Below are 21,807 nucleotides of genomic sequence, written 5' to 3' on the forward strand. Positions count from 1 at the left end.
CAGGCTTTCGCAACGGATGACGAATTTAAACGACGTCAGTGCTCCTCGTGACAGATTGCTCGGTGAACCGTGTCGGCGGTCGTGCCCGGTCCGAACGGGTGGGGTGGGGGTGGCTGTGCCGTGTGGGCGGTTGCCCGGGAACGGTCATGGCGCGGCCCAGTGGGGGTGGCTCGGGGCCGATGGGTCGGTCAGGGTTTGTGGGCGAGTCCTCCGAAGTCGTCGACATCGACGACGCCGCTGGTGTCGGGTCGCCAGCGGGCGACGGAGACGACGCCGGGTTTCAGGAGTTCGAGTCCGTCGAAGAAGCCGGCGATGCCGTCGGGGGTGCGATTGACGCGGGGGTTTTCGCCTGCAGCGTTCCATTGCCGCACCATCTCGTCCATCGCATCGGGGTGGATGACATTGGTGTCGTCGCACAGGGCGAGGTAGCTGCCGGCGGGGACAGCGTCGACCAGACGACGCACGATGGCGTATGCCTGGGCGTCGTCGGTGAGGTGGGCGGTGACGCCGAGCAGAAGCAGCGCGATGGGCTGGTCGAAGTCGAGGGTGTGGGCGGCCTGGGACAGGATCGAGTCGGGGTCGGTCAGGTCGGCGTCGATGTAGTCGACGGCGCCGTCTGCGCTGCTGGTAAGCAGGGCTCGGGCGTGGACGAGGACCAGCGGGTCGTGGTCGACGTAGACGACGCGGGACTCGGGTGCGAGTGTCTGGGCGACCTGGTGGGTGTTGTTCGCTGTGGGAAGGCCGGTGCCGATGTCCAGGAACTGGCGGATACCGGCGTGGACGAGGTGGGTGACGACCCGGACGAGGAACGCGCGTTGCGCGAGCGCGATCTCGGCGATGTGCGGGTTCGCTGCTGCGATCTGGTCGCCGATGCGGCGGTCGGCGGCGAAGTTGTCCTTGCCGCCGAGCCAGTAGTTCCAGACCCGGGCGGACTGCGGGACGCTGGTGTCGATGTCATGCGCGCCGGTGGGCGGGTTGGTGGTCACGACCGGGGTTGCCTCTCCGGATGGGTCGAACGGGGTGCTCTCGGGTGACGGCGGTGGTGGCTGCGTGGCGGCAGGTCGCGGGGTCATCGACGCGGTCATCTGGCTGGCTGTCGGCGTTACAGGTCGATCGCGGCGGTGACGAGCCGGTGGTCCGACGGCGGCCGCTGGCCGGGGTCGGGTAGGTGGACGCGGTAGGTGTCGGGTAGGACGTGGGGTGTCATGGCGTCGTTGGCCAGGAGCCAGTCGATGAGCAGGCCACCGCCGGGGTCGATGTCGGGGTTGACGGTCGGCAGGATCGGCTGGTTGGGGTCGGTCCGCCAGGCCATTTCGGCGAGGGCGTGCAGGCCGCAGCCGTTCGTGCGCTGCCCGGTGATGTCGTCCCATTCGCCGATGAGGTGGTCGAGCGCGCGGGTGTCCGGCCCCCAGGTGCCGTCGGGTCGCAGCATGCCTTTGTGGGTGCGTTGGTTGGGGGTGGCGGCCATCCAGTCCCGCTCAGGAAAGTGGCTACCGGACGCGGTGCCGTTGAGGTCGCCTCCGCCGATGACCGGCAGCGGCTCGGTGCTGCCGTAGCGGCTGACGCGTCTGGCTTCCTCCAGCCGGGCATCGCCGGAGAGCGGCGCGAAGTGGTGCACGAAGGCCAGGAACTCTCGTCGGTGGTCGCGTACGGCTCCGCTGTCGCGGAGGGCGAACCGGGCGACGTTGCGTTGGTCGTCAAACGCTGCTGGGTCGTCCTGGTTCCACCAGCGGCGTAGCGCCAGCAGGTTCGGGTTGTAGAAGATCGCGGGCGGCATCGGTCCGCGTGGCATCCAGCCCAGCTCGGCGACGTACGGCACGCCGAGTTGGTCCGACAGCGCCTCGGCTGCGGCGTACTTGGCCGCGCCGGCGTTGTCGCTGTAGCGCTTGGCCTCGCAGAGCAGGATCAGGGCGGGTGCTGCGGTGACGTCGGCGAACGCCTGCTGGAGCGGGGCGAAGTCGGGGCCGCCGTCGGGCGTCCAGCCGCCGTCTTGGAAGTTGAACAGGGCGATGTCGATACGGGTCATGGCTGCTCCGCTACCGAGGGGTGGGCAGGTTCGGCTGTGTCGTGGTTAGTGGGTGACGTGGTGGTTGGGCGGTGAGGTGGAGCGTCCTGGCCGGTGCGGGGCGGGTCCGCTGTCGTGTCCGGGCTGGTGAGGGAATCCGGTCTGCCCGGAGGGTCCGGGGCCGGGCAGGGCTCGGCGGGATCGCTGTCGTCAGGGGGTTGGTGGTCGCCGCTTGTTCGGCCGGTTCGGCTGGCGGTGACCTGGTGCACTCCGGTCCAGCCGCTGGCGATCTCCCATTGCATGCCGATCGCGTCGAGGGCTGTGATCCGGTCGTGCGGCAGGGTGCCCGCGCGTCGCGCGGCACGCTGGGCGTTGATCCACCGGGAGAGGTCGATGCCGCCTTCGCGGTGGCCTCTGCGGGGGTGTAGGTGCCCTTCGCGCTCATGGAACGTGGTGGCGGTGGCCAGGTTGCGTTGCCAGGTGGCGTCGCGGATCGACCATTGCATGCCGAGGGCTTCCAGGCTGCGGGTGCGGTCGTCGCTGAGGCGCTCGAGTCGGTGGTCGGTGCGTCGGGCGCCGAGCCAGTCGTAGAGGTTGATGCCGTTGACGATGAGGCCGTTCGGTACCTGGATGTGGCCGTGGGTGGTGTGGAACTGCTGTGCGGCGGTGAAGCCCTCCTGGTAGGAGGGGCGTTTCACGGTCCAGTCGATCCCGAGGGCGGTGAGGGCGGTGACCCTGTCTGGGTCGAGGGTGTTGTTTCGGTGGTAGCCACGTTGTTGCCCTAGCCACTGGGCGAGGTCAAGTCCGTTAACGGGGTGGCCGGTAGGTGCGTCGAGGTGGCCGTGTTCGGCGTGGAACGCCGTGGCGGCTGCGATGCCGCGCTCCCAGGCTCGCGTCGTGGGTGTCCAGTCGAAGCCGATGTCGTTCAGGTGCTTGACCCGGTCCTGTGGAAGCCGTCGGGCCTGGTAGTCGGCGCGTTGCCGGGCGACCCAGCGGTCGAGTCGCAGGCCGTGTCGGACGTGTCCGGCGGGCACTGTCAGGTGTCCGTGGGCGGCGTGGAAGGCCCGCAGGGCGGCGTATCCGACGAGCCACTCCGAGGTGGTCTCCTCCAGCACCCGTACGGTGAGGTCGCGCAGCAGGTCGTCGGAGGAGTAGCCGTCGGGAAGGCGTACGAGCAGGCGGGGTGGTAGCTCTGCGGCGCCTGTGGACATCTTGGTGCGCTGGGTGTCGAGGTCGGCGGCGAGGCCGTTGTCGTGTGCGCGCAACGCGCGCAGTACCTGCAGCAGTGCGGTCCATTCGGTCAGGTCCGCGGCGATGTCGTGGGCTGTCTCGGCCGGGTCGTCGGGTAGCAGGACCGGCAGCAGGATGGTGGCGATGCCGGACCCGGCGGGGTTCCGGCGCAGTGCCCGGCCGACGGCCTGGATGACGTCGGACTCTGACTCCTTGGGCGCGGTGAACACGACGGCGTCGACGGCGGGCACATCGACGCCCTCGCCCAGGCAACGCGCGTTGGAGATGACCGTCCAGCCGTCGTCGGGCGGGTCTGCGAGGTTGGCCAGGTGGAGTTGCCGCTGTGCCATCGTCTGGGTGCCATCGACATGCCCGACCGTGAGGCGTCCTTTGGGACGGTCTTCCTCGGGTAGTGCGGCCACGGTGGCCGGCAGGGTTCGGGCGAATTCCTGGGACTGCGCCACCCGTGGGGTGAACACCAGTACCCGGCGAAGACCGAACTCGACGGCGGCGCGGACGAGGGCGGTCTGCACCACGGCGGTGCGCAGCGGCGCGGCGCCGGCGCTCACGACGGCGTTGGGGTCGAGGCGACGCAGCGTCGACAGCACGTCGGCGGAGGTGACGCCGATCGCCACGATGCGGTAGTCGTCGAGCCAGCCATCGGTGATCGCGTTCGCGAAGGGGTAGTTGTAGTGAACGTGGCCGAAAACGTCGACATCGTCCATTGACAACATGTCCTCACCGCCGCCGCCCGCGCGGCGTCGTGCGCTGAGAACCCGTGGTGTGGCGGTCATGTACAGCCGCCGCGTCGCCGGCAGGTGGTCGTCGCGGTGCACCAGTGCGACGTGTTTGCCGGGCCAGCCGGCCGTGTGGTGGGCTTCATCGATTACCAGCAGGCTGGCTGCGGTGTCGGCCGCGTCGAGTCCTTCGCCTACCAGGGCGACGGAGGCATGGGTGACCAGGATCAGCCGCATGCGGCTGCTCGGAGTTCGCCGTACCCAGTCCGCGATCTCATCCGGCCGGGTAGTGACCGGACAGCGCAGGTCCGCGACGCCCACCGCGGCGTCGGCGACGGTGTCATCGCTACACACCGCGAGTACCTGCGTGGCCGTACCCGCGGTGGCCCATACCGTCAGGGTCTGCGCGAGCAGAGGCAGCGACGGGCAGGCCACGACCACGAGCCCGGTCGGGCAGAGCCGCCCGGCCGCGTGCACCGCGACAAGTGACTTGCCGCTACCGCAGGCCGCCCGGAACTGGCCGCGACCACCAGGGGCCAGACCCCGCACGATCGCCTCGACGGCCTCCTGCTGGTAGTCGCGAAGCGTCGGCAGTTCCTCGGCCGGTCGTGAACCCCTCATCTCGGGCCTCTCCCCTGCTGCGACGAGGCGGTGCCCTGCCAGGGGCGCGAGGACCGGCCAGACAGTCGGCGGTCCGGATGGGGATCCCTCACCGCTCACCGTCACGAGACCAAGCCCTCGCGTGGACAGCGGCTCGACGGCCGGCCCAAGCGGATGCCATGGAACAAGGCATCCCAGTGGTGAAGACGGTGTCGTAGGTGGACAAGGGCGGTGTCGATATGGTCATGGCCGTTCCGAGGGGTCAGTGATGCGGCAGTCGGCTGGTGAGGTAGAGCACGGGGGTGGTGAACGTGATGCCGCCCGGGTCGGTGGCCTGGTCGAGGGCGTGGTGCCAGGCGGTGTTGTACCGGGCTGCGGTGTCAGCGCCCAGGTGGTGGGTGACCTGGTCGATGGGGCTGTCAGCGCCGGGGTGGGGTCGACGGCGCAGGTAGGCGTCGACCTGGGCGTGGCTGGTGAGCCGGTCGGTGACGGTGGTCTGGTGCAGGGTGGGTGCGGTGAAACCGGCGCGCAGGACGGCGGTGGTCATCGGCGCGACGTCGAAGGCCATCATGGGTCCGGCGGTGGGGCTGCTCCGGCTGCGAAGCTCATCGATCGCTTCGATCTCGGCGGCGGTGAGTCCGTCGAGGTGGGCGTCGTGGTGCCGGCGTGCGTTGATGGGTTCGAAGACCGACAGCATTCCCGCTGGTCGCAGGACGCGGGCGATCTCGCCGAGGGCTGCGGGTAGGTCGGGCAGGTAGATCAGGACGCTGCGGGTGACGACGCGGTCGATGGTCGCGGTGGCGATCGGAAGGCGGGACGCGTCGCCGGCCACGGGGTGGATTCGGAAGGCGTTGGTGTCCAGGTGTGTCAGGGCGGTGGCGGACATGTCGAGCGCGATGACTTGTCCGGTCGGCGCGACCGTCCGCGCGGCCGTGTGGGTGAGCAGGCCGGTGCCGGCACCGAGGTCGAGAACGTGGTGGCCGGGGCGCAGCCTTGCCGCGTCCAGTACCCGGTCACGGATCTCGGCGAGCAGGCCGGCGAGGGCAGCCCGGTCCGTGCTGTCTCGACCCGAGTCCCGATCCCGGGACAACCACTGCCCCGCCTGGTCGGGAGGTGTTGCCCGTGTAGCCTGCTCACCCATGAGAGCCCGCCGCTACGCCGTTGCCGCAGTGAGGCGGAAGGCCGGCCCGACAGCGTTGTTCAGCGACGGGAGAAGCTCGGCGAGCCGGGCGTCCTTCTCCGCATGGTAGATGCGGTCGATAGTGGCGATCTGCTCATCGGTGAGCAGTTCGTGTCCGTGCCCGCCGTAGGTGAAGAACAGCTCTTCCTCTGCCCGGAACAGCTCGGCGTGACGGTCGAGAAGCTCCTTACGGCCCACCACCGCCTCGGTATCCAGACGGCCCCGCTTGTGTTCCAGCTCCTCGGTGATCTGGGCGAAGCTCACCCGGATGGCGACCAGTCGCGCCTGGTACTCGGCGTTGATGTCGATCAGACGGCTGATCTGCTCGGCGGTGAGTCCGATCTCCTCGTGGTGGGACAGCATCCGGGTGAACAGGACCTTCGCCGCGATGCTCTCGCAGGCGATATCGATCAGATACCCGGGCCGGGGGAACAGGTTGTGATTGACGCCGCACATGATGGCTACTCCTCCGAAGTCACGTTGAAGTCGGGATGATGTCGGGCACTTTCCGAATCGGACTCCGGCGGCGCACGCGCCACGCCGGGTGATCGAACGCCAGATGTTCGCCGCCACACGGTCCATGGCGGTCGCCCATCCGCGAGAGGGGCGCGGTGGGAGGCATCCTTCAACGCGACAGCGGACACACGTGCCCTGTGCGCCTCCAGCATGGGAGTCGAAGACGTCGCGGGTGCGAGGTCGGTCAACGCGGCCGGACCCCTGGTGGCGTTTGCCGATATGTCAGGCCGTGTCACGGTCGTCACGGGTACTCCGCAGGTCGCCGGATCGGGGTGTGCGGGCACCGGGTTCGGGTGGGAACGCGGTTTCATGGGCTGGTCCCATCGGTGACGCCGAGCAGGCGGTCGAGGTCGTGCCGGGCGGTGGGGTCGGTCAAGGCCCCGCTGGGCAGGTCGAGGGTGATCCGCCCGTGGTGCAGGCCGAGGGCACGGTCGGCGATGCCGACTGCGAGGCGGAGGTTCTGCTCGGCGAGGACGACGGTGACGCCTGCACCGGCGATGCGCCGTAGGGCGGTGGTGAGCTGCGCGATGATGGCGGGTGCCAGTCCTTCGCTGGGTTCGTCGAGCAGGAGCAGGCGGGGGTTGCCGAGCAGGGCACGGGCGATGGCGAGCATCTGCTGTTCACCTCCGGACAGGTCTGCGGCGTGGTGACGCAGGCGGGCGCGCAGTGGTGGCAGGAGGGTGAGGATCTCGTCGCGGGTCCACCGGCGGCCGGCCGCCGTGCGGTGGTGTCGGGCGGCGGCTTCGGCCACGGTGAGGTGGTCGGTGACGGTGAGCGCGCCGAAGAGCCGGCGTCCCTGCGGGACGATCGCCACGCCTGCACGGGCGATGTGGTGCGGTGCGGTGGGCAGCGGGATGCCGGCGAAGTGAATGTGCCCGGCGGTGGTGGGGATCAGCCCGGCAAGGGCACTGAGCAGAGTGGTCTTGCCTGCGCCGTTGCGGCCGAGGACGGCGGTGACGTCCCGGTCGGTGATGGTGAGGTCGACGTCGTGCAGGACCTGGGCGTCGTGGTAGCCGGCCCGCAGGCCGCGAACCCGCAGCAGGGCCGGTCGGTCGGCGGGCCCCGGCTGCCGGGTGTGCGGCCTGATGGCGTCCGTGGTGGCGGGGTTGAGGTAAGCGGCCTGGACCTCAGGGTGGGCGCGAACGGTGTGCGGGGTGCCGGTGGCGATGTGGTGACCGTGGTGCAGGACGGTGACGGTGCCGGCGATCTGCCAGACGAGGTCGAGGTGGTGGTCGATGAACAGCACCGTGACGGTGTCGGGCAGCGCGCCGATGGTGGCTGCCAGCCGTTGGATCTCGTCGGGGTCGAGGCCGGCGGAGGGTTCGTCGAGCAGCAGCAGCCGGGGCCGGGCGGCGAGGGCGACGGCGAGTTCGAGGCGGCGGCGTAACCCGTAGGGCAGGGCACCGGCCGGGGATGTGGCGTGGGCTGTCAGGCCGGCGGCGGCGAGGGCAGCGTGGACGAGCGCGGTGGTGTGACCAGGGTGCAGGAACCGTCGCCGGGTGGTGAGGGTGTGGTGGCGGGTGATGGCCAGGGCGACGTTCGCCGCAGCGGTGAGTCGGTCGAAGACAGCGGGGTGTTGCCAGGTGCGGCCGATACCACGGCGGGCGCGCGACGCGGGACGCGCGCGGGTGACGTCGTGGCCGTCGAACACGATCCGGCCGGTGGTGGGGCGGGTGCTGCCGGCGATGAGGTGGAACAAGGTGCTTTTGCCGGCGCCGTTGGCGCCGATGACGGCGTGCCGCGCGCCGGTGGGGATCGTGAGGGTGAGGGGGTGCAGGGCGGTCAGGCCGCCGTAGCGGCGGGAGACCCGGTCGAGGTGCAGGGTCACGGCAGCCTCCCCAGTCTGGTGCGGACGCGGGCGGCGGCGGGTCGGGCGTAGGCCACGGCGAGGAACAGCAGTCCGAGCAGGGCGAGGCTGTGCCCGCCGGTGGCTTGACCGGCGAGGTCCCGGACGGCGACGACCGTCACCGCGCCGATGACGGCGCCGCTGATGGTGCCGGCGCCGATCGCGGCGGCGAGCAGGACGAGGGCGGCGGTCTCGAAGCCGAGGTCGGCTGGGGAGACGTAGCGGTTGACGGTGATCAGGAGCGCGCCGGCGGCTCCGGCGAGGGCACCGGCGGCGGTGTATCCGGCGGCGAGTCCGACGGTGACGTGGTGGCCGAGGGCGGCCATGCGGGGTTCGTGGTCGGCGCAGCCACGCAGCACGAGACCCAGGCGGGACCGCGCCAGCAGCACGGCTGCCGTGGTGGCGAGCAGGAAGACCGCGAGGGTGTACCAGTAGACGGGCGCGGCGCCGGTCAGTGGGGGGCCGGCGGGCCAGGCGGTGACCGGTGGGGTGTGCAGGCCGTCGTCGCCGCCGGTTACCGGTTTCCACTGGGCGGCGACGGTCGCGGTCAGGGCCTGGATCGCGAAGGTGGTCATGAGGAACGTGGTGCCGCGGGTCCGCAGCACCAGCGGCGCGGTCACCGCCGCCGCGACGGCCCCGGTCGTGGTCGCGGCGGCGAGCAGGACAGGCCCGTCGGTGACGCCGGCGCCGGCGAGCAGGGCGGCGGTGTAGGCGCCGACGCCGAGGTAGGCGGGCTGCCCGAAGGCGGGCAGCCCGGCGACGCCGACGAGCAGCTGGGTGGAGACCGCCAGGACCGCGAAGACCAGGGCGGTCGCGGCGACCGTGACGGTGTACGCGTCGGCGATCAGCGGAAGCCCCGCCGCGACGACAACGGCGGCGGCACCGGCGGCGCGGACGATGACGGTACGGGCGGCGGTGCCCTCCGGCGGGGCCGGCACCATGCTGGTGGTCGCCGACACGCTGGTAGTGGTGGTCATGTTGGGGTCACCGCCGTCGGGCCGGTGGTGCGGCTGCGGACGACCAGGACGGTGAGTAGGGCGCCGAACAGGGCGAACGGCGCCAGCGTCGGGGCGGCGAGCACGCCGACGGTTTGGACCTGGCCGACGAGCAGGGCGGCGGCGAGGGTGCCGGGCACCGAACCGGTGGTGCCGCCGAGGACGACCACGATCAGGGACAGGATGAGCACGGTGGTGTCCACTCCGGGTGCGGGGCCGAGCAGCGGTGCGCCGAGGACGCCGGCGGTGACGGCGAGCGCACCGCCGACGGCGAACGCCGTGGCGCGTAGCCGGCGGACGTTGACGCCGGTCGCGGCGGCCATGCCCGGGTCGGCGACGGTGGCGCGCAGCAGCAGTCCGGCGGTGCTGTGTCGCAGGGTCAGATGCAGGCCGACGGCGATCGCGGCGGCGACGCCGATGAACACCAGCCGGTAGACGGGGTAGCCGTGGCCGAACAGGTCGACCCGCCCCGCGAGTACGGCGGGCGGGTCGGCCGGCAGCGGGGCCGGCCCGAACACCGACCGGAAGGCGTCGGCGGCCAGGAACGCCATCCCGATGGTGACCAGCGCCTGGTCGAGATGCCCGGTCAGCGGGCGTAGCGCGGCGGCCAGGCCGCCGCCCGCGGCGGCGCCGACGACGACGGCGACGGCCACCGCCGTGGCGAGGCCGAGCAGGCTGCCGCCGGTGAGTAGCCAGGCCAGGTAGGCGCCGGCCAGGTAGAGGGTGCCGTGGGCCAGGGTCAGCACGTCCATGACGCCGAAGATCAACGCCAGGCCGGCGGCCACCACGAACAGCAGCAGCCCGTACGCGATCCCGTCGATCGCCGTCGCCGCGTACATCTGTCCCACGACACCCTCCCCTTTTCTTCTCGCGGTCCTTGGTCAGTTGTCGGCGCGGCGGCCGACAGCGGTGACCATCGGGTAGGACCAGGCGAGGGTGTGTGGGTCGCTCATGCCCTCACGCAGGATGTCCAGCTGCGCCCGTGTCACCCCGGCCCTGTACAGCGCGTCCTGCATCTGGCGGCTGTTGCTGGCGTGCAACAGGCAGCCGGCGGTGCCGCCGTCCCAGGTCTCGGTGTGGAGCCTGGCGCGCACATCGGTGAGTCCGGCGCGGCGCATCGCCAGCGGCAGCTCCCGGGCCCAGCCCGCGTCGGCGCCGTTGGCGGTGGCGATACCGACCAGCGCCTGCTGGAAGGCGAGGAACGCCTCGGCGAGCCCGGGTGGGCCGTCGCAGAACATCTCGTCGAGTCGGGTGCAGTCCCAGTCGGAGATCACCAGGACACCACTGGGAGCCAGGGCCGCCACGGCGCGGCGCAGCAGCTGCCGCCGTTGCGGCAGGTGCATGAACAGCAGCCGGGCGTGGACCAGGTCGTAGACGCCGTCGCCGAGGTCGATGGTGGTGACGTCGGCGGCGCGCACCTCGACGAGGTCGTGGCTGCGGATGTGCCGGGGGTCGGCGTCGATGGCGACGACCCGGCCGGTGGGGCTGACCTGTTCGGCCAGCCATGCGGTGACGGTGCCGGCTCCGGCGCCGAGGTCCAGGCACCGCCACCCGGTCGTGACTCCCTCCTGGATCAGCACGTCGGCGGTGTGCTCGTCCAGGATCTCGGCGAGCAGCCGCACCTGCTGGGCGGCCTCGCGGGTGGCGTTGTCGAAGGTGTACCGGCCGACGCTGGTGTCGGCCGACGATGATGCGGTCACGGTCAGCTCCGGTTCTATTCGCCGAGGGTGGTCAGATGGGCGATGACGACGTTCGCGGCGGTCCGGCCGTCGAGCTGGACCTCACGCAGGTACCAGGGCTGGATCGGTGAGTGGTTGACACCGAAGCGCCACTGCCCGCGCGGGCTGTCGATCACCCCGAGTTCACCGATCGCGGTGTTGATCGACGCGCTGGTCGGGCTCTCCCCCGCCGCGGCGATCGCACGGTCCAGGATCAGCGCGGCGTCCCAGCCGGTGACGGCGTAGATGTTCGGGGCGCTCTGATGCTGATCCTCGAAGGCGGGGGCGAACGCCCGGTTCGCCGGGTTGTCCAGGTTGGGCGCGTAGTTCATCACCGTGCGGACACCGGTCGCGGCGTCGCCCTGAGCGGGAAGGACCGCGCCCTCGGTCAGGAACCCGGCCCCGTACAGCGGGATCGTGTCCTTGAGACCGGTCTGCTCGTACTGCTTGACGAAGTCGACCGCGGCGGTGCCGGCGTAGAAGCAGTACACCGCCTTCGCGCCACTGGCGGCGACCTGGTTGAGGTAGGGCAGGAAGTTCGTCGTCGCCGGCCACGGCGTCCACGCCGGCCGGCTGCCGGTGTTGGCGAGCTCACCACCAGCGCCCGTGTAGGCGTCGACGAACCCACCGATCTGGTCATGGCCGCCGACGTAGTCCGGACCGATCACGAACACCGGCCCGTCCACGGTGGTGCGGATGTGCTCGGCCACGGCCTGCCCGGTCTCCCGCGACAGCCACGAGGTGTGCCAGATGTAGGTCAGGTCCGTCAGCGTCGACGGCCGGCCGCCGGTGCCGATGAACGGCACCCCGCGTTCGGTCACGATCGTCTTGATCGACTCCACCGCGTCGGCGGTGCCGGTGCCGACGATCACGCTGACCTTGTCCTGGTCGAGCAGTTTGCGGGCCGCGGTCAACGCGGACTGCTTGCCCTCGGCCTCGTCAGCGGTGACGATCTCCACCTTCTGCCCGCCGAGCATGCCGTCGTGGCTGTCGAGGTACAGCTGCCAGCCGCGTTGCAGGTCGACACCGATGGCCTGGTACGGGCCCGACAGCGGCCAGATCAACCCGATCTTCAACGGACCGTCCGGCGGTCCGGTGTCCACAGCCGAGCCGGAACAGCCCGCCACCGCCAACAGCAGCGCGGTCACGCCAGCCAGCAACCGGGCAGGTCGCAGCACCATACAAAAGCTCCTTCACATCGGGGATTGGGTGGTTCAGCCGCCGGAGCGGCGGCGGGTCAGGACGTGCTCCACCAAGGCGATCAGCACCGCGCGGGCGTCGGCGCGGTCACGGGCGTCGCAGGTCAGCAGCAGCGTCCGGGCGTCGATACCGAGGGCCTGACGTAGTTCGGCCTCGGCGAACACCCGTGCGTCCGGAAACGTGTTGACCGCGACCACGAACGCCACCCGCCGGTGGGTGAAGAAGTCGATCGCGGCGAAGCAGTCGTCCAGACGGCGGGTGTCGGCCAGGACCACCGCCCCGACCGCGCCGCGCGCCAGCTCATCCCACATGAACCAGAACCGGTCCTGCCCCGGCGTGCCGAACAGGTACAGGATCAACGCGTCGTCGATGCTGATCCGGCCGAAGTCCATCGCCACCGTGGTTGTCGTCTTCCCCGGCACCGCCACGGTGTCGTCCACACCGACACCGGCCACCGTCATCACCGCCTCGGTGGTCAACGGCACGATCTCCGACACCGCGCCGACGAACGTGGTCTTCCCGACCCCGAACCCGCCAGCGATCAGGATCTTCACCGACGTGACCCGCCGGTCCACCACCGCGGCGGTGCCCATTTGGACCGCGGTATCGGTCATGCCCGCTGCGGTATACGCGAGTCCGGCGTCAGGACCGCACCGACCCGGTTGATCAGCATCGCCATCTCGTAGGCGACCTGCCCCATGTCGGCGTCCTTACGGGCGAGGACGGTCAGGATCGACCCGTCCCCGATCGCCATCACCACCAGACTGCCGCCGGCCATCTCCACCACGGTCTGCTCCACCGGCGCGGCCGACATCAACCCGGCCACCCCACGGGTCAAGCTCTCCAACCCGCTGGTCACCGCCGCGATCTGATCGGCGGACTCCTTCGGCAACCCCGCGCTCTTGGCGATCAGCAGCCCGTCAGCGGACACCGCCACCGCATGGGTGATCCCACGCGTGGCGCACAACTGGTCAAGCAGATATCCCCAGTCGGGGCGATAGTCGTCAGGGGTGTTCATTGGGAAAACTCCTTCACGGAAACGGGGTGAGAGCGGCGCCCGGCATGGCCGAGCCCCATCTGGAAAGCCGACACCCGTCGGCGCACGTCCTCCGGGTCACGCCGGACAAGTCCCGGCGTCGCGGTGGCGACCGTCGGAATCAGCCGCTGCCCGGCCTGACGCACCGGCAACCCGTTCTCCGTCACACGCACCGGAGCGTCCTGGACTGCCGCCGCAGCCGCCGCAGCGGCCTGCCACTGCGCTGGCATACCCGCCTGGGCAGGGTCACCTTTCGTGGTGAACCAGGGCGACGACCGGCGGACCTGTTCGAAGATCACCAACGGTGGTTCGGGCCTGCGCTGCGCCGGGATCACCGGCCGCGACGGCGGCCGAGCGGTGACGGCGGGCAACTCCTGCGTCCGGTCCGCGTCCACCACCGCCGGCGGCGCCGGCTCGGCGACCGTGAACAGACCAGCCGGCACCGTGATGTCGACCCGGGTACCCGACCCCGACTTCCACTCGGACCGGAAATCCACCCCGACCTGGTGCCGGCGGGCCAGACGCGCCACCACCGACAGACCCATCTGCTGCGCGGCATGATGGTCCACCCGGTGCGGAGCCGCCAACCGGGCACGAATCGCGGTCAGATCCTCCACCCGCAGCCCGACACCCCGGTCACACACCTGCACATGCAGCAGATCACCCACCCGCCGGCCCTCGACCAGCACCGGCGACCCCGGCGGCGAGAACCGGGCAGCGTTATCGATCAACTCCGCCAACAACATGATCAAATCCGCAGCCGCGTCACGGCCGACCACCACCAGCGGATCCACCTCACCCAGATCAACCCGCCGGTAATCGTCGATCTCCGAAACCGCCGCGCGCAGCAGATCCGCCAACGGCACCGGCTCAGACGTCGGCCGCCCTGCGTACCCACCGGACAGCACCTGCAGGCCACCGATCATCCGACGAATCAACGTCGCCACATGGTCGAGTTCAAACAGCTGCCCCAGCCGCTGCGGATCCTGCTCATCGCGCTCCAACCGGTCCAAACTCGCCATCAACCGGTCGGAACGCTGCTGCAACCGCCGCGCCAACGCCTCGATGATCCCCGCCACCGACGCCCGCAACGCCGCCTGCTCCCCCGCCAACCGCACCGCCGAATCCGCGACCGCGTTGAACGCCGCAGCGACCTGCCCCACCTCGTCGCGACCATCGACAGCGATCGGCGCGGCAGCACGATCCATCAGATTCCGCAGCCCCGCCTGGTCGATACCGCCGGAGCCGAGCTGGGCCACCATCCGCGGCAACCGATCCGTGGCCACCTCCTCCGCGTCGGCCCGCAGCCGCGCAAGGGAACCGGTCAGCGACCGGGCCACCCACCAGCCCACCCCCACCATCACCGCCAGACCAACACCGACCAGCCCACCCAGCCCACCGATCCAGCGCCACAACGCATCACGCTGCGCCGTCACCTCCCCCAACAACTCGGCGTCGAACTCCCGCTCCGCCGCGTGCATCAACTCCATCCACGCCCCGACCACCGCCACCCACTGCCCCGCGTCCGCCCCCAGCCGTAGCGGCGTATCCGGCCCGGCCCGGGACACCACCCCGTGCAACCGCTCAGCCGCCACCACCTGCTCCCCGCCCACCCGGGCATCCAGCCGCGCCGGCCACCCCGCCGGCGCCAGCCCACGAAACGTCTGCATCGCCTCGGTGAACCGGGCGTCAGCGGCCACGACCTCCTGCTGCGCCGCCGGCGTCAGCCGGCCCGCGCCCACCGCCCCCACCACCGCGACCTGCATCAACCCCAGCGACTCGACACCCTCGGACAACGCCGCGGCGGCACGCAGACCATTCGCGGTCTCGCCGTCAACGCCGACCTGGCCCAGCCCTTGCCGATAGGCCACCAGGTCCGCCACCACCGCCCGGTACCGGAACACCACCAGACTCGCGGTCACATCCAACGCGCTGTGGACCCGCTCACGCAGCACCGGCAAACCCGCCACCTGACCGTCCACCCGCCGCACCACCGAGTCCAACCCGGCCGGCAGCCGCACACCCACCCTCGCGGCCTGGAAACGGTCAGCCGCCGCGTCCGTCGCCGCAGCCCGAACCCGGAACTCCCGACCCTGCGCCTCACCGCTGCCCCGAGCGAACACCACCGCAGCCGCAGCCCGCTCCTGCTGCAGCCGATCAGCCAGCTCACCAGCGGCACCGCCCAGAGCCACCAACCGACGTGCCTGATCAGCCCGCCCCGCCTCCACCGCCGCGCCGGCGGCGAGCAAACCTGCCAACACCACCACCGCCACCAGCGGCAACGTCAGAATGACCGCCAGCTTGCCTCGAATCCGGCGATCCCGAAGTCGCCACGATGGCCGTAGAATCACCACGCGCTCCTCAGGTCATGGCTTGCGCGGCCGTACTCTGACGGAGTCGGAAGGCGAGCTGCGGATCCTGATCCCGACAGCTTTGTGACGAGATCTTGCAGGCCGATTCCTGAGCACGCCTCGATGTGAGCAGCGATCGGCGCACGCTCCTGCGAGGACCGTCGCTCGGACCACAGGACGCGGAACCACCAACGGCCAACGCGAGCGTTTCTCCAGCTCCTCATTATCAGGTCCCGTCCCTGCATCGGTCAGCGTACGAATCACCAAGCTGTCAACAGCGCAACATCCGGCACAAGAACCAAGCTCGGTGCGAATTAAACGATCACGCAACGGCGCAAAGCTGGGAATGCCGACCTGCGGTCCGACCTCGCATACCGACCTGCGGTCCGACCAGACGACGAGCTGCGCATACACGGCGGACCACCAGCCGTCTCATGATCGTTTACCCGAAAAACTGGGTTACATTGAGAGCACCCCGGCCGGCTCACCCGTCGACCGGGTAAGTGCGGACCATGGGAGGCTGCTGGTGACTCGACCCAGTCCGTACGTCCGCCGCCAATGGCTCGCCCGCGAGATCCGCCGCCTGCGAGAAGAGCATGGCGTGACCGGCGAAGCGATCGCCCGCACCCTCGGCTTCCCCCGACAACAACTCAGCGCGCTGGAGAACGGGCACATCGGCCCCGACATAGACCTGGTCAGCGGGATCTGCGACTACCTTTCCGTCGGGATGAACCGACGGACGGCGATCATGGACGCGGCAGCCGACGGCTGGACCCGCAGCTGGTGGGCAGCCGATGCTGAACAAATGGGCGTGCGGCAGGCCATCTACGCCGACCTGGAAAGCGGCGCCAAGACCATCACCGAATACGCAATGGCCCTGATCCCCGGGCTGCTCCAGACGCCCGCCTTCGCCGACGCGCGGCTGCGCAGCGACCCGGCCCGCCACGGGGCCGGGTTCGATCCGGCCGCAGCGGTCACCGCACGCACCCACCGGCAACGCTTACTACTCGCCACCGGCGGGCCCCGCTACGAGGCCGTCATCGACGAGGTCGCGATCCGCCGCTGCGCCGCCGACCCCACGGTCGTCGCCCAGCAGCTTCGGCACATCGTCGCCACGCACGAAACCTACCCGTCCGCAACCATCCAGGTGCTACCTGTCGAGGCGTCGATCAGAGGACACAGTGCTCCTCGGTCCTCATACTCCATCTACCGCTACCGTGATCCGCAAGGCTCGCAAGCCGTCGCGGTCGACACCCTCACCAGAGATCTGATCCACACTGAGCCGGCCGAGGTCGACCCCTATCTAAACCTGCACAGCAGGCTCAAGGCCGCCGCACTCGCACCCGACGCGAGTATCCGTCTCCTCCGCGCTGCCGCGGACCATCTGGAATCCACCGAAGGAGTCCTGACATGACTACGCCGAAGCACATCTGGCGCAAGTCCAGTCGCAGCGACGACGGCAACTGCGTCGAGGTCGCCCACACCATCGACACAGTCCTGATTCGCGATTCGAAGAACCCCGACGGGCCGATGCTGCGGTTCGGGCCTCAGCAATGGCACTCCTTCGCCAGAGGCTTCCTCGCCAGCGGACTCAATAGCCCAAATGCGCCCGAATGACCAAATAGACAGAAACGCCGAAGCAAAACTAAACAGCGAATGAGCCAGGCTGACATCCCGCCAGATCCGCCCTACCGAATCGCGCAGCATGCGGGCCACGGATAGCAAGATGCGAACGGCGTCAGAAGCGATATCCGGCACGTGCATTCAGAAGGTACGGATGCCTCGTCATCCCGAGACAGCGCCGCTGCCGAACACGCAACTCACCGAGGCATGTCGCGGTGACGGAATTCTTCAAGATCCGGGAGCGCCGACCGGTGACAGCTCTGGCATCGGCAGTCACCGTCACCTATGCTGGCCGACGCGGCGGTGTCGGTGGCCTGTCTCGATCTGCGCTGTACGGCTGGTGGGAATCACTTACGAGCCTGGACGGAAGGGCGGCAGCAGTGATGGCCGAACCGAGGATAGATCCGAACGAGTTGATCCGGCAGGCACGGCTACGCCAGGCGTCGCCGCCACGGGCCAGCCGATGTCGAGGCAGGAACTCGCAGACAGCGTCAACACGCTGATGACGGGTAGCGAAAGCGAGGTACGGCTGGACGCGGCCTACATCGGGAAGCTGGAGCGCGGCGACTATCGCTGGCCGAACCAGCGGTACCGGGAGGCGTTGCGGATAGTGCTACGCGCGGCCAGCGATGCCGACCTCGGCTTCGCCTCGCCTCGCCGCGCCGTAGTCGATCGGCTGATCACCATCAGTAGACACGACCGCTAGCCGATTGACTCAGTTCAGGCAAGGGCATGCATACAACGTCAGTGATCGCAGGGCAGGATTGCTGCTCACATCCCACGATGGCGGACCGTTGGGGCTGCGGGCACGATCGGCGGATCGTGCGGCTGGGAGCGACAGAGGTAGACGCGGACGCCGTTCTTTCCTACATGGACGCGGGCAAGCTGGAACCTCGGTAGCGCCAGTTCAGCAACAACCTTGATGGGGTCTTCCAGCTCGTGGTCGATGGCGATGACGATCTCGTCGACGTGATCAAGTCCGTCGCGGAGCTCGTCGGAGTAGCGGTTGCCGACCGCGAGAATGGTCCTTGAACCGATCGTGTAGCAGGTGGATAGCCATTGCCGCAGGTCACCAGCCGGGGTGCAGTCGGGTAGCGCGAAGTGGTTGGGGGCATGTCCGCCGCGAACGCCTTCTTCGACTGCATCATTTGTAAGTACGAGATCTGTCCCGTGGCGCAGGTCGGCGGTCAGCTGTTGTTCGAGGTCCTGGCCGCCTTCTCCGCTGATTGCGTGGGCCCAGGTCAGGTGGGGGCGACGGCGAAGGGTGGCGGCCAGCCAGGGGCCGAGGACGGTGCTCGTCTCGTCGGGGATCACATGGGTCTCGACGTCGATTCCGTGGGCTGCGAGCACTGCGGCACCGCCGTCACCTCGTGAGGTGGGGTCGATGATGCTGATCACTACGCGGGCTATGCCCGCCTCGATGAGTTCTTGACGGCAGGCAGGGGTGACGCCGATGTGGTTGCAGGGTTCGAGGGTGACCACGGCGGTGCCACCTCGTGCTGCTGCGCCAGCTGCGTCGAGCGCCTTCACCTCGGCGTGTGCCTCTCCTTTGCGCCGGTGGTAGCCGGTGCCGACGACTACTCCGTGACGGTCGAGGACGACGCAGCCCACTGGTGGGTTCGGGCTGGTGGTGCCCAGGCCGAGCGACGACAGGACGATCGCTTGTCGCATCGCGGCCAGTTCGGTGTCGGATGCCATCAGGTGGCCACCGCGAGGTCATCGAGAAAGGCGCGGACGTCCGGAAGGTGCTGGTGCCTGCTCACCGTGGAGCCCAGCTGTGTGAGTTGATGCAGGATTCGCCGTGAGCCTGCGCGACGGGCGATCGGCAGCGCTTGGTGTGCCGTCGCTGCCGCCAGATCGGGTTGGCTCGCTGCGGCATGGGCTGCGGCCTTGTTGAACAGGGCAGAGGCAAAGTCCTGGCGATGCCGGGAGGGGATCACGGGTAGGGCCTTGTCCAGCACTTGGACGGCTTCCTCAGGCTGCTGCGCCAGTCGGAGGCAGATGCCGCGGTGTACCTCGATGTAGCCGCTGGTGCAGTACGAGCCGTGCTCGCCCTCCGGCTGGCCGGAGTGGCGATCCGCCGCCCAGCGGTGGGCGTCGTCGAGTAGGAGCATGGCGACGCGATGCTCGCCCGTGGCTGCGAGGGAGTGGGCATGTTGAACACGCAGTGCCGCCCGCATCGGTCCCGGTAGCTTTTGGTCGAAGAGCAGCGCCGTTGCGGCCTGTTTGACGGCCTGGGTGGGGTTTCCGCTCGTCAGCCACTGCTGGCTGCTGCGGTAGGTGGCCCAGGCTGTCATTGTCGGGTCGCTGATCTGGGTTGCCCAGGTAAGTGCCTGTTGTGTCCAGTGATGGCCTGCGGGGTGGTAGTTCAGGGATTGGTTGAGCCAGGCTGCGGATTCGGCGTACTGGGCGGCGAGGCGGACCAGAGCGGGCCGAAGCGCGTGAGGCACCTCATGCAGGAGGTCGTCGATCAGCGTCAACTGCCGGGTGACGCCCGTCAGCGCGTACTCCGGTCCGAACATCTTGTCGTTTTGGACGAGCAGATGCCACTGATCGCGTAGCAGGTGGATGGTTTCGTCCCAAGTACCCGGTCCGGGGGCGGCTTGCTTTGTCGACAGGAATGTGGAGTCGGCACGCCGAGGGCTGTAGAGCTCAAGATCCGCGTCGTTGTCGGCACCAAGTACCTGACGCAGCGCTGCCCGGCGGGCGTCGCCGGGCCACCGATGCTCGCCACGCTCCAGTTTGCCCACCCACCGGTGGTCGACATAGTGAGCTGCGATATTCCGAGCTGGGTAGATTTGGTCAAGCGCCGCGTTGACGGCATCGGCTAGCTCGCTGCGGGACATGCGCTGGCCAGGCCGCCTTGGCGAGGCAAGGCGCCGCCTGGCGGCGCTGAGCGCGGTGTTCGGACTGATCACTGCGTCTGGATGGCGAGGCACGGTCTCTCCCTTCGGCCTACATGCCAGCGCAGCCGACTATGCCACCAGCCGCCTAAATCATGCGCCTGTCCGACGCGGACACGGGGATGCGACACGGGCTGCAGCGAAGTCGGACCGTAAGTCGGCATTCCCTCACCGCTCACGATGAGTCACCGTATGGGTCATGTCTTGTGACACTCGACGTGAGGAATCACCAGGCGCGATCTTCGCAAAGGGGGTTGAGCTTCCTTGTCGCAGCGTTCTAGGCAGAGACGCGGGCCGTTGCTTCGAGGCGCCCGAGCGAGAGCCGCAAGCTGGCAGGCAGCCGTTAACGGCCTCCTGGCCAGGTTGATCCCTCCTAGGATCCGCGCCCATCGCCGACAGCCGCAGACAGAGGTCCGAGGGTTGCGCCTCGCCGTGAGAGCTCCGCAGCTCGGAGGCGGCTCTGTGAGCAGACTGGCCTCTTCGAGTAGGTCGGTGCCCAGCGCCGGCCCGTCTCCGACTCTCGCTGGCTCCGCGCGGCCCTGGCCGCTGCGGCCCGGTGAGGTGCTTTGACCGATCCGATGAGAAGGAAGTATCGAGTGGTCCAGATGGCTGACACAGGTTTCGACGCTGATCGTGCTGCTGAGTTGCGCGCCGAGCTGGTGGACGAGCTACGTGCCCGGGGGAAGATCGTTACCCGGGCGGTGGAGGATGCGATCCGGCGGGTGCCGCGTGAGCGGTTCATGCCCGACGATACCGATCTGGCCGTTGCCTACGGGTTTGACAACTCGGTGATTACGAAGCGTGATCGGCACGGTGTGGCGATCTCGTCTGTGTCTGCGGCCTACATCCAGGCTCGGATGTTGGAGCAGGCCGAGTTGCGGCCGGGCATGACGGTGCTGGAGGTGGGCTCGGGTGGTCTGAACGCCGCGTACATCGCCGAGATCGTTGGTCCGGAAGGTCGAGTGGTCAGCGTTGACATCGACCCGGACGTCACCGACCGGGCGGCGGGCCTGCTGGAGAAGAACGGCTATGGCAGCAGGGTTCGGGTCCTCGTCGCTGATGCGGAGCACGTGGTGCCGGACGAGGGGCCGTTCGACGCGATCGTCGTCACGGTGGGGGCTTGGGACATCGCTCCGGCTCTACTGGATCAGCTCCGGGACAACGGAACTCTCGTTGTGCCGTTGGTCATGAACGCGGTCACGAGGACGATCGGGTTCCGTCGCGAGGCCGACCACCTGGTCAGCAGCTCGTTGGAAGTCGCCGGGTTCGTGCCGATGCAGGGCGATGGCAGGCACCCGGACCGGGTGTTCCTCTTGCCCGACTCCGAGGGCCGTAACGTCCGCCTGTCGTTCGACTCCGGTGTTCCGGAGGAGATGAGCCGGCTCGACGCCATCCTCGCGACGCAGCGCGCCGAACGGTGGTCCGGCGTGACGATCAAGCACGGGGTGTCGTTCGCCGATCTGCACCTGTGGTTCGCGTGGTTCCTTCCTGGCTTCTGCCGTATCGCCGCCGACGAGGGCACCGAGCTGGCCGCCGAGCGCGGGTGGTTCCCCTTCGGGGTCGTCTGCCGGGCGGGCTTCGCCTACTTGGCGGTCCGGCCTGCGTTGGAGGGCGAAGGTGTCGAGTTCGGTGCTCGCGCCTACGGTCCGGACGGCGAGGAGGCCGCTGCGGCGATGGTCGAGCAGATCCAGGCGTGGGATCGCGGCGGTCGCCACGCCGAGCCCAGATTCGGTTACTGGCCCGCTGATAGCGACCACGCCCGCATCCCTGCTGACGCCGTCGTCATGTCGAAGACGCACGGCGTCGTCTCGATCTCCTGGTCGTAGACCAGGTGGCACCACACAACCCCTTCCAGTGAGGAGAGTGA

19 protein-coding genes are annotated in these 21,807 nt (G+C 69.3%); 4 read left to right on the forward strand and 15 right to left on the reverse strand.

Annotated features, from left to right (window positions below):
* Window positions 1–188: 188 nt before the first annotated feature.
* The 13 genes from EDC02_RS24775 to EDC02_RS24835 form a co-directional block, all read right to left on the reverse strand.
* The gene (locus EDC02_RS24775) at window positions 189–986 is read right to left on the reverse strand and encodes an SAM-dependent methyltransferase (protein WP_370461560.1); all 798 of its coding nucleotides are present in this window, start codon (window positions 984–986) and stop codon (window positions 189–191) included.
* 116 nt (window positions 987–1,102) lie between these two features.
* The gene (locus EDC02_RS24780; RefSeq protein WP_123604010.1) at window positions 1,103–2,026 is read right to left on the reverse strand and encodes a hypothetical protein; all 924 of its coding nucleotides are present in this window, start codon (window positions 2,024–2,026) and stop codon (window positions 1,103–1,105) included.
* Window positions 2,023–4,593: a DEAD/DEAH box helicase gene (locus EDC02_RS24785; protein WP_123604011.1), complete on the reverse strand. Its 2,571-nt coding sequence runs from the start codon at window positions 4,591–4,593 to the stop codon at window positions 2,023–2,025. The genes EDC02_RS24780 and EDC02_RS24785 overlap by 4 nt, the downstream gene beginning before the upstream one ends.
* 241 nt (window positions 4,594–4,834) lie before the next feature.
* Window positions 4,835–5,662, reverse strand: coding sequence for a class I SAM-dependent methyltransferase (locus EDC02_RS24790; protein WP_158632286.1), 828 nt, complete (start codon window positions 5,660–5,662; stop codon window positions 4,835–4,837).
* Window positions 5,663–5,725: 63 nt separating this feature from the next.
* The gene (locus EDC02_RS24795) at window positions 5,726–6,208 is read right to left on the reverse strand and encodes a hypothetical protein (protein WP_123604013.1); all 483 of its coding nucleotides are present in this window, start codon (window positions 6,206–6,208) and stop codon (window positions 5,726–5,728) included.
* A gap of 367 nt (window positions 6,209–6,575) precedes the next feature.
* Entirely contained in the window at window positions 6,576–8,096 is a 1,521-nt protein-coding gene (locus EDC02_RS24800; RefSeq protein WP_123604014.1) for an ATP-binding cassette domain-containing protein, read from the reverse strand.
* Entirely contained in the window at window positions 8,093–9,091 is a 999-nt protein-coding gene (locus tag EDC02_RS24805) for a branched-chain amino acid ABC transporter permease (RefSeq protein WP_123604015.1), read from the reverse strand. Before EDC02_RS24805 ends, EDC02_RS24800 begins: the two co-directional genes overlap by 4 nt.
* On the reverse strand, window positions 9,088–9,948 hold the full coding sequence (locus tag EDC02_RS24810) for a branched-chain amino acid ABC transporter permease (RefSeq protein ID WP_123605127.1): 861 nt from the start codon (window positions 9,946–9,948) through the stop codon (window positions 9,088–9,090). The genes EDC02_RS24805 and EDC02_RS24810 overlap by 4 nt, the downstream gene beginning before the upstream one ends.
* A 42-nt stretch (window positions 9,949–9,990) precedes the next feature.
* Window positions 9,991–10,809 (reverse strand): class I SAM-dependent methyltransferase, encoded by an 819-nt coding sequence (locus EDC02_RS24815; RefSeq protein WP_158632287.1) that lies wholly within the window; start codon window positions 10,807–10,809, stop codon window positions 9,991–9,993.
* A 14-nt stretch (window positions 10,810–10,823) separates the two neighbouring features.
* Complete coding sequence (locus EDC02_RS24820) at window positions 10,824–12,008, reverse strand: ABC transporter substrate-binding protein (RefSeq protein WP_123604017.1); 1,185 nt, start codon at window positions 12,006–12,008, stop codon at window positions 10,824–10,826.
* A gap of 33 nt (window positions 12,009–12,041) precedes the next feature.
* Window positions 12,042–12,641: an ATP/GTP-binding protein gene (locus tag EDC02_RS24825; protein WP_233606273.1), complete on the reverse strand. Its 600-nt coding sequence runs from the start codon at window positions 12,639–12,641 to the stop codon at window positions 12,042–12,044.
* The gene (locus tag EDC02_RS24830) at window positions 12,638–13,045 is read right to left on the reverse strand and encodes a roadblock/LC7 domain-containing protein (RefSeq protein ID WP_123604019.1); all 408 of its coding nucleotides are present in this window, start codon (window positions 13,043–13,045) and stop codon (window positions 12,638–12,640) included. Before EDC02_RS24830 ends, EDC02_RS24825 begins: the two co-directional genes overlap by 4 nt.
* The gene (locus EDC02_RS24835) at window positions 13,042–15,414 is read right to left on the reverse strand and encodes a sensor histidine kinase (protein ID WP_148083603.1); all 2,373 of its coding nucleotides are present in this window, start codon (window positions 15,412–15,414) and stop codon (window positions 13,042–13,044) included. Before EDC02_RS24835 ends, EDC02_RS24830 begins: the two co-directional genes overlap by 4 nt.
* Before the next feature lie 346 nt (window positions 15,415–15,760).
* Between EDC02_RS24835 and EDC02_RS24840 the strand changes: the two genes are divergently transcribed.
* The 3 genes from EDC02_RS24840 (at window position 15,761) to EDC02_RS24850 (ending at window position 17,743) form a co-directional block, all read left to right on the forward strand.
* Window positions 15,761–16,828, forward strand: a complete 1,068-nt coding sequence (locus EDC02_RS24840) for a helix-turn-helix transcriptional regulator (RefSeq protein WP_233606274.1) — start codon at window positions 15,761–15,763, stop codon at window positions 16,826–16,828.
* Window positions 16,825–17,031 (forward strand): DUF397 domain-containing protein, encoded by a 207-nt coding sequence (locus tag EDC02_RS24845; RefSeq protein WP_123604022.1) that lies wholly within the window; start codon window positions 16,825–16,827, stop codon window positions 17,029–17,031. The genes EDC02_RS24840 and EDC02_RS24845 overlap by 4 nt, the downstream gene beginning before the upstream one ends.
* A gap of 508 nt (window positions 17,032–17,539) precedes the next feature.
* Entirely contained in the window at window positions 17,540–17,743 is a 204-nt protein-coding gene (locus EDC02_RS24850; RefSeq protein WP_148083604.1) for a hypothetical protein, read from the forward strand.
* A 65-nt stretch (window positions 17,744–17,808) separates the two neighbouring features.
* Here the strand turns inward: EDC02_RS24850 and EDC02_RS24855 are convergent, their stop codons facing one another.
* Both EDC02_RS24855 and EDC02_RS24860 read right to left on the reverse strand, forming a co-directional pair.
* The gene (locus EDC02_RS24855; RefSeq protein ID WP_123604024.1) at window positions 17,809–18,735 is read right to left on the reverse strand and encodes a bifunctional diaminohydroxyphosphoribosylaminopyrimidine deaminase/5-amino-6-(5-phosphoribosylamino)uracil reductase RibD; all 927 of its coding nucleotides are present in this window, start codon (window positions 18,733–18,735) and stop codon (window positions 17,809–17,811) included.
* The gene (locus EDC02_RS24860) at window positions 18,735–19,883 is read right to left on the reverse strand and encodes a hypothetical protein (protein ID WP_158632288.1); all 1,149 of its coding nucleotides are present in this window, start codon (window positions 19,881–19,883) and stop codon (window positions 18,735–18,737) included. The genes EDC02_RS24855 and EDC02_RS24860 overlap by 1 nt, the downstream gene beginning before the upstream one ends.
* 662 nt (window positions 19,884–20,545) lie before the next feature.
* Here EDC02_RS24860 and fxlM point away from each other — a divergent pair.
* Complete coding sequence (gene fxlM, locus EDC02_RS24865) at window positions 20,546–21,766, forward strand: methyltransferase, FxLD system (protein WP_233606275.1); 1,221 nt, start codon at window positions 20,546–20,548, stop codon at window positions 21,764–21,766.
* Window positions 21,767–21,807: the final 41 nt, after the last annotated feature.

The organism is Micromonospora sp. Llam0, from assembly GCF_003751085.1.
In the GTDB taxonomy this organism is placed as follows: Bacteria; Actinomycetota; Actinomycetes; order Mycobacteriales; family Micromonosporaceae; genus Micromonospora_E.